Raw genomic sequence first — 14,920 nt, 5'->3', positions numbered from 1 at the left:
TGAGTCAGCTGCCGGTAATGCGTAGTCATCTGCGCTTGAATCCTTCGGTGTGAGAGCCTGGATTCTACCGGTGGCTGGCTCTCTGCCTCTCGTTTCAAGCGTTGCGCTTATTCTATGAATTCAGGCTGTTAATGGCAGCGACCACCAAAAGCGTCGGGCGAAATCACGGAGTTCAGGATTTTCTTCTTCATCGAGCGCGGGCATGACTGGCTCTAATGTCATGCCACATTTAGGGCAGTTGCCTGGTCCGGGCTGGCGTATTTCCGGGTGCATCGGACAGGTAAATTCAGTGCCTGTTTGTACCGCAGACTCTGGAGTGGTGGCGCGGGATTCGGCGCTCGAAACATTCCCGCTGTAGCGTTCAGGATCAGCTCGAAACTTCTCCTGGCATTTCAGGCTACAAAATTGATATGCCTGTCCCTGATAAGACTCACCAAATTTACTTGGTGAAGTGACTGCCATTCCGCACACCGGATCACGCAGATCATCGTCATTGAGCGGAGCAGCATGGGCGTGACTGTGTTCGTGGTGGCTCGATATGGTAGGCATGGCTATTTCCCTTTTTCGTCCTTGTTGGTTGCTGTCTGATCGCCATGGCTATGTCCGCCATGTCCATGTCCAAAAAAATGCATCAATGGACAGATCAACAGAATCAGATAAGGCCAAAATGGATAAACGTGGCTGAAATGCTCCCGCAAAACGTAAAAGGCACCAATCGCAATAAGCATGATCAGTACAACGCCTGTTTTGCGCTTCCAAAATGGTGCGGTGGTGTTTCCATCCGGATGCTGATGGTTATTCATGATCTATACCCCACTGTGTGAGCATTGCTGTGATCTCTGCGACAGAGCGTAGCCAACTCTTGTATCGAAGCGGTGTTAGCAGCCAGCTCTGGCTTATTTCAGGTCAAACTGACCGACCATCCCCGATTGATAATGCGCCGGCATGTTGCAGGCAAACTGAAGCCCAGTGCTGTTGTTGAAGGTCCAGATTAACTCCTGGGTTGCGCCTGGCTCGATCAGGATGCTGTTCGGGTCGTTGTGTTCCATTCCGACCATCTTCATTCCACCCATGCTGTGGCCCATGTCGCTCATCGCTTTCCCGGTACCAGTGGGGGTCAGCGTCCCGTTCTGGAGCATGCTTACCATTTCTTTTTGGTGCGCTGCATGAGCAGCGGCTTTGCCGATGTTGAACTCGTGCAGCATCAAACCCTCATTGCGAAGGACAAATCGAATGGTTTCACCAGGTTTTACGTCGATGCTTTCAGGCTTGAAGAAAAGATCACCCATCTCAACCTCCACCGTACGGGTAACCTCAGAGGCGACTCCAGGACGACCGATGTCCTCTTTCCCATGACCTACGCCGGCCATGGCCGTTGCACCGAATAGCAGGGTGATTGCTGCGATGACTGGGGTAACGAGCTTAGCTTTCATGGTGACCTCGGGAGTAAGTGGGAAGCACCGGCTATGCTAATGATGCGGAGCTGCCAGTTAACTGACCTGAACATTACATTTCCGTCAGTTTTCGAAATAAATACGGCGTCCAGATGACGCCGCATTCAACAAGACTGTTTAAAAAGCTCTTTCCAGCGAGTTGCTCACTGGTGGTTCTCTGAAAGCATCAGCTTGTGCTCGCGTTGCATTTGACTCAGAACGTCGTCGACAATTTTGTCGTGTTTTTCCATCCAGGCCAGGTGCTGCTGGGGTGACATTGAGGCGTCTGGATGATCTTTATGGAGTTGGCTCATGATGTCGCCGAGCATCTTCATATGCTCGGCCATGTGGACATGACGTTTTCCTTCAGGGGCTTTTTCAGCTTGAATCAGTACGGCTTCAGCCCTGTCGCGCAGGCCTTCCATACGCTCTATCACCCGGTCTCCGCCACTTTCAGCCCATACAGAAGCTGAGACGAGTATCGAGCTCACAAAAAACAGCATTTTTAGGCGATTCATGGGGCAGCTCCTTATGGAATTGATTTCCGGCTCCCATACGTTTCATGCTGAAGAGTCGGTCGAGCACTAGGAAGTACTCATGTTTGAACCCTAGACAGCGCTCGCTGACATCAACCTGAAGCCAATATTACTTTTCTGTCAGTTGCTGGTTGGCTGCCGGTTTTCGTTGCAGACTCCGCTGCACCATTATCTGAGAACGACCCTCATGAGACTTCTTGTCGCTGAAGACGAACCAAAAATAGGTATCTATTTGCAGCAAGGACTCACAGAGGCGGGGTTCAATGTTGATCGCTTTACCAATGGCAAAGAGGCGCTTCAGCACGCTTTGAGCGAGAACTATGATCTGCTGATTCTCGACGTCATGATGCCCGAGCTGGATGGCTGGGAAGTCCTTCAGAAGGTTCGTGCATCCGGGAAAGACGTTCCCGTGCTCTTCCTCACAGCGCGAGACCGCGTTGAGGATCGAGTGAAAGGACTTGAACTCGGGGCAGATGATTACCTGATCAAACCCTTCGCATTTTCTGAATTGCTGGCCCGTGTCAGAACGTTGCTGCGTCGGGGTAACGGCGCTCCGTCGCAAACCTACATGAAATTGGCTGATCTGGAGGTGGACCTGCTCAAGCGTCGGGCCATTCGTGGAGGTAAACGCATAGACCTTACGGCCAAAGAGTTTGCGTTGCTTGAGCTGTTGCTACGACGTCGAGGGGAGGTGCTGCCAAAGTCACTTATCGCCTCCCAGGTTTGGGATATGAACTTCGACAGCGATACCAACGTTATCGAGGTTGCAGTGAGGAGGTTGAGGGCCAAGATAGATGACGACTTTGAGGTCAAGTTGATTCATACCTCAAGGGGAATGGGTTACATGCTTGACGCACCTGATTCGGAGTCGAAATGAACCGAATGTCCCTGACAGCTCGCATGAGTCTTATGTTCATGCTTGCGGTAACGGCCGTTCTCACCGTTGCCGGACTCAGTTTCAATAACCTCAGCCGGCATCACTTCAAGATGCTGGATCAGCAGGCGCTGAACGAAAAACTCCATTCGACTCAAAGAATTCTGACGGGGTTGAACAGCATTGATCAATTCAGTGATGTTAAGCCTGAGCTGGAGGCGCTGCTTGGCGCTCACCGTGATTTGACTGCCCTGATAATCGATGGTGGCGGCAAACTACTGTTTGCTGATCCCGGTCCCGTCGATGTTCCGGAGGAATTCCGCACAATCCCAAACAACAACGTCTGGGAGTGGCGAGATCAAGGGCAGATGTTCCGTGGAGTGACGGCACAAGCCATTGTGACGGGACAAGACAAGCCATTGACCGTCATGTTGATCTTTGACGTTACTCAGCATATGTCCTTTTTCGAGACGCTTGAGCGATGGTTTTGGATAGGGCTGGTGATCAGCGCGCTGGTCAGTGCGGCGCTGGGCTGGATGGTCGCAAGCAGTGGCCTGCGGCCAATTCGCCAAGTCACTCAGGTCGCGGCCTCAATGTCAGCTAAATCACTCAAAGAACGTATTCCATTAGCACCGGTTCCCAAAGAACTTCAGCAAATGGTGCTGTCATTCAACGCAATGTTGTCCAGGCTCGACGATGCGTTTGTTCGCTTATCGAATTTCTCTGCGGACATTGCTCACGAGTTGCGGACCCCCGTCAGCAACTTGATGACCCACACCGAAGTGGTGCTTTCTAGAAAAAGGAATATCGAGGACTACGAAGACAATCTGTACTCAAATCTTGATGATTTGAAGCGTATGGGGCGAATGATCGATGACATGCTTTTTCTGGCGAAGTCTGACAATGGTCTGATCACGCACGAGAACAAACCGATAGACCTGGTGGAAGTCGTAGAGAAATTGCTCGAATACTACCGCCTGTTGGCAGATGAGCGAGGCATTGAGCTCACGGTTTCAGGACGGGGCAGTGTTCGAGGCGATGTTCTTATGCTCCACAGAGCCATTTCTAATCTGCTCTCAAATGCGCTGCGCTACACCTATGAAGGGAAGTCCATCAGTGTCGATATTCAGCAGAAGGAGATGTCGGTATTGGTCGTTGTGGAGAACCATGGAGAGCCCATTGCTCCCGAACACCTTGAAAAGCTGTTCGATCGCTTTTACCGCGTGGACCCAGCTCGACGAGAAGGCAGTCCAAGCAACGCTGGGCTAGGTCTGTCGATTACACGATCAATAATTGAAGCGCATGATGGCAAGATATGGTGTACGTCCTTTAGTGGAAAAACGGCCTTCCATCTAGAGTTTCCTAGTGTTGACTTGAAGGTCAGCTGATCAACGGCGCATTTGTGATCAACGGCGATCTCTCAGCCTGCGCTCAGCGTCCACTTTCGTTATTTTTGAATGAGTGAAAACCCTGGTATCGCGGGCACGCGGTCTCGTCTTTAAATCCCGCTACGCCCGCCAATTCGCGGCCAAGCACCCGCGTCAAGCTGACTGAAATGTAATCGAACAGTTTGCGTTCGTGTGGCATCGTGTTCTTGCACTGTGACGTTGGGGCCTAGTGAGTTTCTCGTGTTCAACCTGCCCTAGAATACGGAGGCTACTAGCTAATCATCAGTGGTTTTAACAAGAATCGAAAAGTAAAAACTAGATATTCCCAAACAAACCTCGAATCAACAGCTCTTGCTGTGAGGAGTCTTGCATGTCATTCCTTAAAACTACGACCGTAGCTGTTGCACTTACCGCTGGTTTGCTTCTGAGTGCAGTTGCTCAAGCACATCCAAAACTCCTTTCTTCCACTCCGACAGAAGGCTCGGATGCGGCGGCTCCTTCGAAAATTGAGCTGCACTTTTCTGAGAATCTCACCACTCAGTTTTCCGGTGCAAAACTGATCATGACCGATATGCCAGGCATGCCGAACTCCCCAATGGGTGTTAAGGCCGCCGTCGCTGGTGGCGGTGATCCGAAAACGATGGTGATTACACCGGCAGCACCTTTGACCACTGGTACCTACAAAGTCGAATGGCGTGCTGTCTCCTCGGACACTCACCCGATCACCGGCAACTTCTCATTTAAAGTGAAATGATTTATGAGCGACTCAATAAATATTGTGGTTCGCTTTGCTCTTTATTTCGACCTGATGTTGTTATTCGGATTGGCAATTTTCGGCTTGTACAGCCTCAGGGGAAAGGAAAGAGTATCGGGCACGGTCTTGAATTTTGAGTCGCTTCTTTACGGTACTTCTGTTGCAGGTGTAGCTCTATCCCTTGCCGCCATGTTGTTGCTTGCGAAAGCAATGAGCGGTGTATCGGAGCTTATGGAGCTACATCACCATATTTTTGAAATGGTCCTCATGGGGACCGACGTCGGGTTGACCTGGATGGTCCGAATAGCTGCCTTGGTGATGGCAATTATTGGCGTCGCGTTGAACAAGCGATTTCCGACACCCAGTCTCTGGGTCGTCACCGTATGCGGAGCGATTGCGTTGGCGACGTTGGCTTGGACAGGGCACGGCGCCATGGATGAAGGCAGCCGACGCTACTGGCATTTCATCACCGATATATTCCATCTTTTAGCCGCAGGTGGCTGGTTGGGTGCTCTATTGGCATTCGCTCTACTGCTGCGGTTGAAATCGCTAAAGGGCGAACAAGAAGCACGAATGCTTGCACGGGTGCTGACTGGTTTTGAATCGGCCGGCGCTGTAATCGTAGTGATCATAAGTATCACAGGCGTAGTGAATTACCTGTTTGTCATCGGTCCAAATCTCGATGAAGTGATGCTCACTACGTACGGTGTACTGCTGTTTTTGAAGGTCCTGCTCTTTGCCGGGATGATCGTGTTAGCCACGCTGAACCGCTTTCACCTAAGTCCGGTATTGGAGCGGTCAGTTCGAAATGGAGAATACTCTGCCGCGGTCAATGCTTTGCGCCGCAGCATGACACTCGAGTTTTCAATGGCAGTCGTCATAATTTGTCTTGTCGCATGGTTAGGCACTTTAAGTCCGGAAATGGAAATGAGCGCGGGATAGAGGTTGGTGACAGCCGACTAAGGAGTCTAGAAGATGAGTTTAAGGGCCATTTCCACCGGCTACACTCCAGCCCATGAAACGCTACCTACAGTTTTGCCTGATTTTTCTGATTAGCCTGGCGCTCCTCCTCAGCGGGATGGCAGGTGTTCAGGCGCCGATTGAGCTCTGTCCTATGAAAGCCATGGGCATGGCGATGATGGACGGCATGGGTCAAGACTGCTGCCATGATATGAAAAGTCCCACCGAGCACGGCAAACCCTGTAAGCCAGGTCAGGAGTGCAAGACTGGTGGCATGCTGCAAGTCTCCATCATCAAGCCTCCTATCACCTTATCCAGCGCCCTCGTACTATCCTTCTCCCTAGATTCCCTTCCAGCACAAACCCCGTCAGGGGTGTGGCGACCGCCCCGCACTTGATTCCTGTACCACACTGAGCCTCATTCCGCGTTAGCGGGATGGCATATTTGCGTGCATGTCTTATGAAGCGCGCAGTGGACCATCACAGGAATCGTGAACATGAACTCCAAGTGCTATTGCACAGGGTGGTACCTCGTGGCCGGCCTGGCGGCAAGCGTATTGGCATTGCCGAGCCTCGCTGCCGCATTGACACTCGATGAAACTTTGCAGCTGGCTGAAAACAATGGCTGTCGCAGACCCATTTCCGTCCGATGTAGCGCTCGAAAGTGATACGGCGGGCGTGCAGTCGAGTTTTTCGCTGGCATCTTTGCCGATGCGCCGGAGGGCGCAGCCGCTCGTCGCAATAACCAGCAAAAATTACCTCTATGCACGATTACCCAATGACGAGATCAGCTCTGCGCGCGAGCATAAAGATGTGTCTTCTATAACGACGAAATGAGAGCTGGACGATCATGAGTGAAAGCGAGCGTTGGATAGTCAAATGCCAGAATACTGAGGACGGTAGCGGCGATGTCATTGTTGATTTACCTCCAGAATTGCTTGTCAAAATGGGGGTAGGTGTTGGGGACGATCTGACGATTACGGTAGCGAATGGCACAATAGTGTTGACGCCTACGCGCGGCACAACATCAGTGCAGTCCGTGTTTGCTGGAGTCCTGCGTGATGATGCTTATCATGCCTACCGCATCAGGCTGGAGGCATCTCTTAATATCCCCTCAAACGCCTCTGATCAGGACATTCACGACATGATCGTAGCTGGCCTTTCGGCCAGCATGATCATGTCGCTTTGCGACGTTGGAACCATAAGTCCGGAAGAGCGCGACAGAATCATTCCGCTCAAAACGCTCAAAACAAAATTGGTCAGCAATCAGCTCTTAACGGTGGATGAGAGCGATCGACTGTTCCGCTTTGTACACATTATCGCCATGGCCGAGGTGATCTTCGGGGACGCAGGGAAGGCCAAACAATGGCTTTCCAAACCAAAATCTCGTTTTTCGGGCAAAAGTCCAACTGCGATGCTCACTACAACCCACGGCACACATCGGGTCGAAGAAATGCTGATTCAGGTAGCTGAGGGCCTGTCATTTTGATCCAATCGTAGCTAAGTAGAACAAGCGGGTACGCGACTGCAACGGGCATTTTTTGTCAAAATATTCATTCAGCTGGCGTGCTCCGTTAAGCCGCTTACCCCTGAATTCACTGAGTCGCTGGTGTCAAAATATTTTGTTCGGCAGCAATCTCGATTTTAAAAAGGGCTCCGGCGGGTAGTGTCAAACTATGTTGTTATAAACTCATCCTGTCATTCGAATATCGCCATGGGTTGTGTCAAGTTATGTTGTCATCTGGGGAACTCTGCTGGCCCTGTAAGTGACTGATTTTATTGATGTTCGTGTGTCAAACTATGTTGTTGGGCGCCAGGTGCAACGCCGATCACCGCCCTGTGGTGCCGTCAGGCGTAAGACAACGCCTTTTCTGCCAGTAATTCTTCGTATAACGCCGTCCACTTGCGGCCCATGTCGTCAGCGGTAAATAGCTGGCGATAGCGGGCTTCGGCGCGTTGGCCCATTTCGGCGGCCAATTGCGGGTTTGTCCACAGGGTGCGCATCGCTTCGCGAAAGGCCTGTGGATGACTGGGCGGGACCACCAGGCCGGTTTCGCCGTCGATGTTGATGTAGCTGGTGCCGGTACCGATTTCGCTGGAAATCATTGGCTTGCCGTACATCGCCCCTTCCAGCAACGAAATGCCGAAGGCTTCGGAGCGCAGGTGCGAAGGGAACACGATGGCGTAGCTCAGTTGCAGCAGCGCTACTTTGTCTTCATCCCCCAGCCGCCCGAGGAAGTGCAGGTTGCGCAACCCCAGGGTTTTGGCCTGGGCGTGCAGCTCGGCTTCCAGTGGCCCGGCGCCGACGATCACCACCGGGTAGTCCACGTCCTTGAGGGCATCGAGCAGGATGTGCAGGCCTTTGTAGTAACGCATCACTCCGACAAAGAGGAAAAACCGCTCCCCCAGCAACTGCCGCCACCGCGCCAGGCGTTCGGGCTCGGGCTGTGGATAACCTGACTTATCCAAGCCATAGGGAATGACCCGGGTTTTGTCCCGGAAGTTTTGCAGCACCTCGCTGGTGTGCAGGTAGTTGGGCGAAGCGGTGACGATGCGGTCGGCGCTGGCCAGGAAGCGGTTCATCAGTGGCCGATACAGGCGCAGCAGATGACGCTGGCGCACGATGTCTGAGTGATAGGTCACCACGGTGGGTTTCTTCAGGCCGCTGGCAAAATGCACCAGGTCCATGAACGGCCACGGGAAGTGGTAATTGACCACGTCCGCTTCGGCAGCCATCTCGCGGAACTGCTTGAACACGCTGGTGGAGAACCCGGTAGAGGCCAGTTGCCAATCCAGGCGTGCGCGATGGACTTCGTGGTGGCCGATCTTTATCACCGCCGGGTGCGGGTCGGTGCTCAAGGTCAGCACCTGGCCTTGAATACCCTCGCGTGCGCCGCTTTCACAGAGTTGATAAATGACCTGTTCGATGCCGCCCACAGAGTCGGGCAAATAGGTTTTGAAAAAATGGAGTACACGCATTTCAACCTCCTAAAGCCTGGCGATACGCGCGCGCGGTGATCTGCGCACAACGTTCCCAGGAAAAAAGCTTCGCCTGCTGCAACCCCGCTTCCCGGCAGTGTTGCCAGTAGGCGCAGTCGTCGATCAAGAGCCGCAGCGCATCGCGCAGGCTCTGCACATCATCGGGTTCGATATAGGTGCCGGCGTTGCCGGCGACTTCCGGCATGGCCGAACGTCGGGTGAGGATTACCGGTGTGCCGCTGGCCATGGCTTCCACCACCGGCAGGCCGAAGCCCTCGTACAGCGAGGGGAAAACCAGGGCGCGGGCGCCGGCCACCAGGTGCGCGACCTGTTCGTCGGGTAAGTAGCCCATCAGGCGCACATGGCCGCTGGCCAGGGCCTTTTGCAGCTCATGGGTGAGGTCGCGGTTCTTCCAGCCGGCCATGCCGACGATCAACAACGGAAACCGCTGGCGCAGGGCTTCAGGCAACAGGGTGTGGGCCCGCAACGCCTGAACCAGGTTTTTGCGCGGCTCCAAGGTGCCGACGCACAAAAAGTAGCCACCGGGCTCGACGCCCAAGCCTTGCAGCAGCGGTTCGAGCGCCTGAGCGCTGCGGGGGTGAAAGCGCGCCGCCACCCCCAGCGGCGCCACGATGAAGCGCTGCGCGGGCAAGCCAAAGTGGCGTTGCGCTTCGTGCGCGACAAACTGCGAGTCAGTGAGCACCAGCCGTGCTTGCTCCACGCCCCGGCCCAGGCGCCGCTCGATTTCCCGCAGGCGCGCCGCCGGTTGGGTCGCGGGGTAGTGCAGGTGGGTCAGGTCGTGCAGGGTGATGATGGTCGGGCCCTTGAATTCAAAAGGCCACAGGCTGGGTTCATGGTAGAGGTCGATGGGTTGCGGCTGGCGGTCGAAGCGCTGTTGCTCCAACCAGCGCCGCGCCTGGTACGCCCCTGGCAACCGACGCAGCAGCGGGCTGAGGCGCGAGTAACCGGGCAGCGCAGCAGCAGGCAGGTTTGGGCTCCAGCCCCAGCCATCGAACAGCGAAAGCGAAATCTGCGGGTCGGCACGCAGGGCGCTGGTCAGTTCGGCCACGTAGTGGCCGATACCCGTGCGCGGGGCCTGAAGAATGCGGGCGTTAAGGGCAATCTGCATGTTGCCTCTGCGGCGGCGCCGGGGCCTTTTCCAGATTGCGCTGAATGTGCTCGACGAACTGCGCACTGGCCTCGCGCCAGCCCAGCCACTGCCAGTCGCCCACGGCGCGGGGGGCGGGGAATTGGCCGCTGGTTTCCATTTGCGTGACGAGGTCGGCCAGGCTTTGCGGTTGGGCGAGGTCGAAATAGGCCATGAAATCGCCACCAATCTCGCGGAACACCGGGATGTCGCTGCCCATGGCCGGTAGGCCGCGTTGCATGGCTTCCACCAACGGCAGGCCGAAGCCTTCGACGTGGGAGGGGAATACCAGCGCCGTGGCATGGGAGTAGGCGTGTTCCAGGCTGGTGTCCGAGAGGTCGTTGAACATGAACAAACGACGGTTGAGTTGAGGGTGACGGCGCACCCGTTCCAGCAGCGCGTCGCATTTCCAGCCGACGCGCCCGGCGATGCACAGGCGTGCATTGGAGCCCTGGGCCCAGGCGCGGTCGAAGGCGTCGAGCAGGTAATCGTGGTTTTTGCGTGGCTCGATGGTGCTGACCATCAGGAACACCGGCGCCGGGTCGGTGAACAGCGCCAGCAAGCGCGGCTCGACGGTGCTGCCGTCGCCACTGAGGTCCAGTTCAGAGCCTAGGTGGAAGTAGTCGAACCAACGCTGCGCGGCCTGTTCCGGGCCCAGGCGCGTGGCCAGTTCTGCGCGCAATTGGTCACGCACGGTTTTGGAGATGGCGATGTAGCCGTCGGCGGTGCGGGTGATCCAGTCGAACCAGTGGTTGAACATGTTCACCAGCCCTGCGTCGTAGAACTGCGGGTGGGTGACGGGGATCAGGTCGTAGATCACCGAGACGATCCCCACGCCGTCGCGCTTGAGCTGTTCGGCCAGGGGGAAGAAGTCCGCGTGCCAGGAGGAATCGAGCAACACCAGTTGATCCCCCGGCCGGTGCGGCAAGGGCACGCAGCGCTTGGGCAGTTCGTGGGCGTGGATCCTGCGGATCAGGCGCAGCGGCGCGCCGAAGCAGGCCATCGAGCTGAGCCGATACGCCACATAGGCGGCGCGCTTGACCCAACGCGATTGCCCGGCCAGGCGCCGCTCGGCGGCTCGATACAGCTGCTGGAAGCGCTGCGCGCCATGCTCCAGGCGCACGCCCAACCCGGTCAGGCCATCGAGGTAGCGGGCGTTGAGTGGCGTCAAGCTGAGCACGCGGTACAACTTGCCGTTGAACATCGCCACGGGGATGTACTCCGCCGCGTCGGTGCTGGCCGGCAGTTGCCGGATGACGTTGCGCACCACGCGTTGGATGCCCGAGTTGACCTTGGGGTGCTCGAACACGTAGGTACATTCGATCAACAGGCGCGTCATGGCGTGGCCTGCGAGGTAATCGATGCGTTGGGCTGGCCGTCGCCTCGCTGGATGCTGGCCTGGGCATCGAGCCAGGAGCAGCCGACGAAGTCTTCGCGACGGTTGTTGATAACGTGGAACACCAAGCCGTAGTCGCGCCACTCGAAGTTGCGGTCCAGGTGCGAGTCCAGGCGCGACAGGCTCAGGCTCACGGAGTAGTTGCCAGTGCCCAGGCGCATATCGAAGGCGAAGCGGTAGGTGATTTTTTCGCCCGCCGCCAGGTCGGTCAGCGGCTGGTCGAGGCGATGGGTGTTGATGCCATACATGGCCTGGCCGAGGCGGTCCTTAATCATGAAGCCCAGGACCATGCGTTCGATGTCCTGGCGTACTTCGACCTCCACTTGCAGCACCACAGGCTGGCCGACTTCGGTGACTTCCACCGCGCGACCATCCGCATTGAGCAGGCGCACATTGAGGATGCCCGCTTCGCCGGTGCCGGAGATGGTGCGCACCTCGCCGGTGTCCAGGGCTTCCTGCTTGACGATCTGGCCTTCGCGCTCGGCCATCATGGCGTGGTAGTAGTCCAGCACTTCCAACGGGTGGCTGTGCAGCACCATGTGCCCGTCCTTGAGCAGGATCGCGCTGTCGCAGATCGACTGGATCGCCGCACGGTCGTGGGACACGATCAGCAGCGTGGAGCCGGCCTGGCGGTACTGGCGGATGCGCTCGAAGCTCTTGTGCTGGAAGTAGGCATCGCCCACCGACAGGGCTTCGTCGACGATCAGGATGTCCGGGCGCCGGGCCGTGGCCACGCTGAAGGCCAGGCGCATCTGCATGCCGCTGGAATAGGTGCGCACCGGTTGGTCGATGGCCTCGCCGATCTCGGCAAAGCTTTCGATGCCGGGCATCAGGGTTTCGATTTCTTCGACCTGCATGCCCAGTAACTGGCCCGCCATAAAGGCATTCTGCCGGCCGGTGAAATCGGGGTGGAAACCCATGCCCAGCTCCAGCAGGGCCGCGACCCGGCCCTTGACCTCGATCTTGCCGCAGGTGGGTTGGGTGGTGCCGGTAATCATCTTGAGCAGGGTGCTTTTGCCGGCGCCGTTGGCGCCGACGATGCCCACGGCTTGGCCCCGGGCGATCTCGAAATCGACGCCCTGCATGATCCAGTGCTGGCGATGACGCTGGGCGCTGAAGGGCACGATCCACTCCAGCAAGCGGCTCCAGCGGTTGGGGTATTGCTTATAGGCCTTGCCCAGGCCGGTTACGCGAATCGCGACGTCTGCCATCAGAGTTCATCCACCATTTCGCCCACCCGTTGGCGGAACAGGCGCATGCCTATCACGCAGAACAACACACCGATCACCAGGGTCGGCAGCAGCGAATTCCACACCGGCCACTGGCCGTAGACGAACAGGTTCTGGTAGCTGTTCATCAGCGCGGTCAGGGGGTTGAGGGCCAGCAGGCGCTGGATAGACTCCGGCAGAATCGCCAGCGGGTACACGATGGGGGTGAACCAGAACCAGAATTGCAGGCAAATGCCGAACAGTTGCCCGACATCGCGAAAGAACACGTTCAGCACCCCCAGGATCATCCCCAGCCCCGCGGCGAACATCACTTGCAGCGCCAGCAGCGGGATCAGCGCCAGCAACGGCAGGCCGGGCCAGCGCCCGGTTATCAGCAGGAAACCCAGGAACAGGCCCAGGATGATGGCGAAGTTGACCGCCGCGTTGCACAGCACGATTACCGGCAGGCAGATGCGCGGGAAGCTGATCTTCTTCAGCAGGTTGGCGTTTTCCAGGAACATGTTCTGGCTGCGCTGGGTGATTTCGCCGAACAGGCCCCAGGTCAGCAACCCCGCGCACAGGTAGATGCTGTAGGCCATGGTGTCGTCCACGCCGGGCAGGCGCGCGCGCATTACCTGAGAGAAGATCACCGTGTAGACGACGATCATCGACAGCGGGTTGAGCACCGTCCACAGCGCGCCGAACAGCGAGTTGCGATAGCGCGACTGGAACTCGCGCTTGACGCTGCCGAGGATGAAATCGCGGTAGCTCCACAGCGAGCGGTAAAGGTTAAGCAGCATTCAGTCCGTCCTGCCGTATTGATCTTCAAAACGCACGATGTCGTCTTCGCCCAGGTACTCACCGCTTTGCACCTCGATGATGACCAGGTCGATCACCCCCGGGTTGGCGAGGCGGTGCTTGTGGCCGGCGGCGATGAACGTGGACTCGTTGCTGTTGACCAGGTGGGCGCCGTCGCCGTTGTTGGTGACCTTGGCCGTGCCCTTGACCACCACCCAGTGTTCGTTGCGGTGATGGTGCATTTGCAGGGACAGCGACGCGCCGGGCTTGACCACGATGCGCTTGATCTTGAAGCCCGGGCCTTCCTCCAGCACGGTGTAGCTGCCCCACGGGCGGCTAACGGTGCGGTGCAGGCGATAGGTTTCGTGGTTCTGCGCCTTGAGCTGCTTGGCCACGCGGCGCACATCCTGCGCGCGGTCGGCGTGGGCGACGAGTATGGCGTCGGGCGTATCGACGACGATCAAGTTATCCACACCCACCGCGGCCACCACCCGGCCTTCGCTTTGTACGAAGTTGCCGTGGCTGTCGATGAACAGCGCCTCGCTGGTGCTGCGGTTGTTCTGCGCATCGGCCGGCACCAGGGCACTGACCGCGTTCCAGGAGCCGATATCGCTCCAGTCGAATGCGGCGGGCACCACGGCGACCTTGTCCGACAGCTCCATCAAGGCGTAGTCGATGGAAATGTCCGGCATCTGGGCGAATTCGTCTGTGGATAACTCTTGCTGCAGGCAGCCACCCGCGTCCACCGGGGCGCTTGCTGCCAGGCAGACGCGGCCCTGCTCCAGCAGCGCGGGGGCGTGGGTGTGCAGTTCGTCGAGCAGGGTCGCGACGCTGAAGCAGAACATCCCGGAGTTCCACAAAAAGTCGCCGCTTTCCAGGTAATCGCGGGCGGTGGCCAGGTCGGGTTTTTCTACGAAACGCTGCACTTTCGTGGCGCCCTGGGCGTCCAGGCTGGCGCCGGCCTGGATGTAGCCAAAACCGGTTTCCGGGGCCGTGGGCACCACGCCGAAGGTCACCAGGTGCCCGGCCCGGGCCAATTGGGTGGCGTGTTCCACGGCTTGGGCGAAGGCGTGCTCGTTCTGGATCAAATGGTCGGCGGGCATGACCACCATGATTGCGTCGTCGCCATGCAGCGCCTGGATCGCCAGCGCCGCCGCTGCGATGGCCGGCGCGGTATTGCGCCCGGCCGGTTCCAGCAGGAAGTGGCCGCGATGGCGCTCCAGCTTGGCCGCTTGGTAGTGGTCCTTGCTCTGGAAGTAGTAGTCGCGGTTGGTCACGGTGACGATATGGCCACTGCCGGTCAGCAGCTTGGCGGCGCGGCGGTAGGTTTTGCCCAGCAGGGTCTGGCCGTCGGGCAGCACCATGAACGGCTTGGGATGGCCCTCGCGGGAAACCGGCCACAAACGGGTTCCGGCGCCGCCGGAAAGAATCACGGGAATCAGCATGCC

General features: G+C 57.4%; 17 protein-coding genes and 1 pseudogene. 8 read left to right on the top strand and 10 right to left on the bottom strand.

What is annotated here, in order from left to right:
• Window positions 1–120: 120 nt before the first annotated feature.
• The 4 genes from AC19YT_RS21650 to AC19YT_RS21635 form a co-directional block, all read right to left on the bottom strand.
• On the bottom strand, window positions 121–549 hold the full coding sequence (locus AC19YT_RS21650) for a YHS domain-containing protein (RefSeq protein WP_500610951.1): 429 nt from the start codon (window positions 547–549) through the stop codon (window positions 121–123).
• A 2-nt stretch (window positions 550–551) separates the two neighbouring features.
• Window positions 552–803, bottom strand: a complete 252-nt coding sequence (locus tag AC19YT_RS21645; RefSeq protein WP_050683280.1) for a DUF2933 domain-containing protein — start codon at window positions 801–803, stop codon at window positions 552–554.
• A 93-nt stretch (window positions 804–896) separates the two neighbouring features.
• On the bottom strand, window positions 897–1,433 hold the full coding sequence (locus tag AC19YT_RS21640; protein WP_050683279.1) for a cupredoxin domain-containing protein: 537 nt from the start codon (window positions 1,431–1,433) through the stop codon (window positions 897–899).
• Window positions 1,434–1,597: 164 nt separating this feature from the next.
• Complete coding sequence (locus AC19YT_RS21635; protein WP_500610950.1) at window positions 1,598–1,951, bottom strand: co-regulatory protein PtrA N-terminal domain-containing protein; 354 nt, start codon at window positions 1,949–1,951, stop codon at window positions 1,598–1,600.
• A gap of 205 nt (window positions 1,952–2,156) precedes the next feature.
• Between AC19YT_RS21635 and AC19YT_RS21630 the strand changes: the two genes are divergently transcribed.
• The 8 genes and pseudogenes from AC19YT_RS21630 to AC19YT_RS21595 all read left to right on the top strand — a co-directional run bounded on the left by AC19YT_RS21630 (window position 2,157) and on the right by AC19YT_RS21595 (window position 7,433).
• On the top strand, window positions 2,157–2,846 hold the full coding sequence (locus AC19YT_RS21630; protein WP_050683278.1) for a heavy metal response regulator transcription factor: 690 nt from the start codon (window positions 2,157–2,159) through the stop codon (window positions 2,844–2,846).
• A complete protein-coding gene (locus tag AC19YT_RS21625) occupies window positions 2,843–4,231 on the top strand; it encodes a heavy metal sensor histidine kinase (RefSeq protein ID WP_050683277.1) in 1,389 nt (462 codons plus the stop codon). The genes AC19YT_RS21630 and AC19YT_RS21625 overlap by 4 nt, the downstream gene beginning before the upstream one ends.
• Window positions 4,232–4,601: 370 nt before the next feature.
• Window positions 4,602–4,985: a copper homeostasis periplasmic binding protein CopC gene (gene copC, locus AC19YT_RS21620; protein WP_052966037.1), complete on the top strand. Its 384-nt coding sequence runs from the start codon at window positions 4,602–4,604 to the stop codon at window positions 4,983–4,985.
• A 3-nt stretch (window positions 4,986–4,988) separates the two neighbouring features.
• The gene (gene copD / locus AC19YT_RS21615) at window positions 4,989–5,927 is read left to right on the top strand and encodes a copper homeostasis membrane protein CopD (RefSeq protein WP_500610949.1); all 939 of its coding nucleotides are present in this window, start codon (window positions 4,989–4,991) and stop codon (window positions 5,925–5,927) included.
• Window positions 5,928–6,000: 73 nt separating this feature from the next.
• A complete protein-coding gene (locus tag AC19YT_RS21610; RefSeq protein WP_454841839.1) occupies window positions 6,001–6,342 on the top strand; it encodes a hypothetical protein in 342 nt (113 codons plus the stop codon).
• Window positions 6,343–6,441: 99 nt separating this feature from the next.
• Window positions 6,442–6,567: pseudogene (locus tag AC19YT_RS21605) on the top strand (TolC family protein); the annotation flags it as partial.
• Complete coding sequence (locus AC19YT_RS21600) at window positions 6,539–6,781, top strand: hypothetical protein (RefSeq protein WP_500610953.1); 243 nt, start codon at window positions 6,539–6,541, stop codon at window positions 6,779–6,781. The pseudogene AC19YT_RS21605 and the gene AC19YT_RS21600, both read left to right, overlap by 29 nt.
• A gap of 13 nt (window positions 6,782–6,794) precedes the next feature.
• Window positions 6,795–7,433, top strand: a complete 639-nt coding sequence (locus tag AC19YT_RS21595; protein WP_080370514.1) for an antitoxin Xre/MbcA/ParS toxin-binding domain-containing protein — start codon at window positions 6,795–6,797, stop codon at window positions 7,431–7,433.
• Between the two features lie 359 nt (window positions 7,434–7,792).
• On the opposite strand, the gene AC19YT_RS21590 is transcribed toward AC19YT_RS21595, so the two are convergent.
• Genes AC19YT_RS21590 through AC19YT_RS21565 form a run of 6 tightly spaced genes read right to left on the bottom strand, consistent with a single transcriptional unit; the run spans window position 7,793 to window position 14,917 of the window.
• Window positions 7,793–8,923, bottom strand: coding sequence for a glycosyltransferase family 4 protein (locus AC19YT_RS21590; RefSeq protein ID WP_095110138.1), 1,131 nt, complete (start codon window positions 8,921–8,923; stop codon window positions 7,793–7,795).
• A gap of 1 nt (window position 8,924) precedes the next feature.
• Window positions 8,925–10,052, bottom strand: a complete 1,128-nt coding sequence (locus AC19YT_RS21585; RefSeq protein WP_500610948.1) for a glycosyltransferase family 4 protein — start codon at window positions 10,050–10,052, stop codon at window positions 8,925–8,927.
• Window positions 10,036–11,409, bottom strand: a complete 1,374-nt coding sequence (locus tag AC19YT_RS21580; RefSeq protein WP_095110135.1) for a glycosyltransferase family 4 protein — start codon at window positions 11,407–11,409, stop codon at window positions 10,036–10,038. The genes AC19YT_RS21585 and AC19YT_RS21580 overlap by 17 nt, the downstream gene beginning before the upstream one ends.
• On the bottom strand, window positions 11,406–12,677 hold the full coding sequence (locus AC19YT_RS21575) for an ABC transporter ATP-binding protein (RefSeq protein ID WP_095110133.1): 1,272 nt from the start codon (window positions 12,675–12,677) through the stop codon (window positions 11,406–11,408). The genes AC19YT_RS21580 and AC19YT_RS21575 overlap by 4 nt, the downstream gene beginning before the upstream one ends.
• Window positions 12,677–13,474 (bottom strand): ABC transporter permease, encoded by a 798-nt coding sequence (locus AC19YT_RS21570; protein WP_095110131.1) that lies wholly within the window; start codon window positions 13,472–13,474, stop codon window positions 12,677–12,679. The genes AC19YT_RS21575 and AC19YT_RS21570 overlap by 1 nt, the downstream gene beginning before the upstream one ends.
• Entirely contained in the window at window positions 13,475–14,917 is a 1,443-nt protein-coding gene (locus AC19YT_RS21565) for a mannose-1-phosphate guanylyltransferase/mannose-6-phosphate isomerase (RefSeq protein WP_500599410.1), read from the bottom strand.
• Window positions 14,918–14,920: the final 3 nt, after the last annotated feature.

It is taken from the genome of Pseudomonas sp. MF08875 (assembly GCF_059862525.1).
This window is presented reverse-complemented; position numbering and strand designations above follow the sequence as displayed.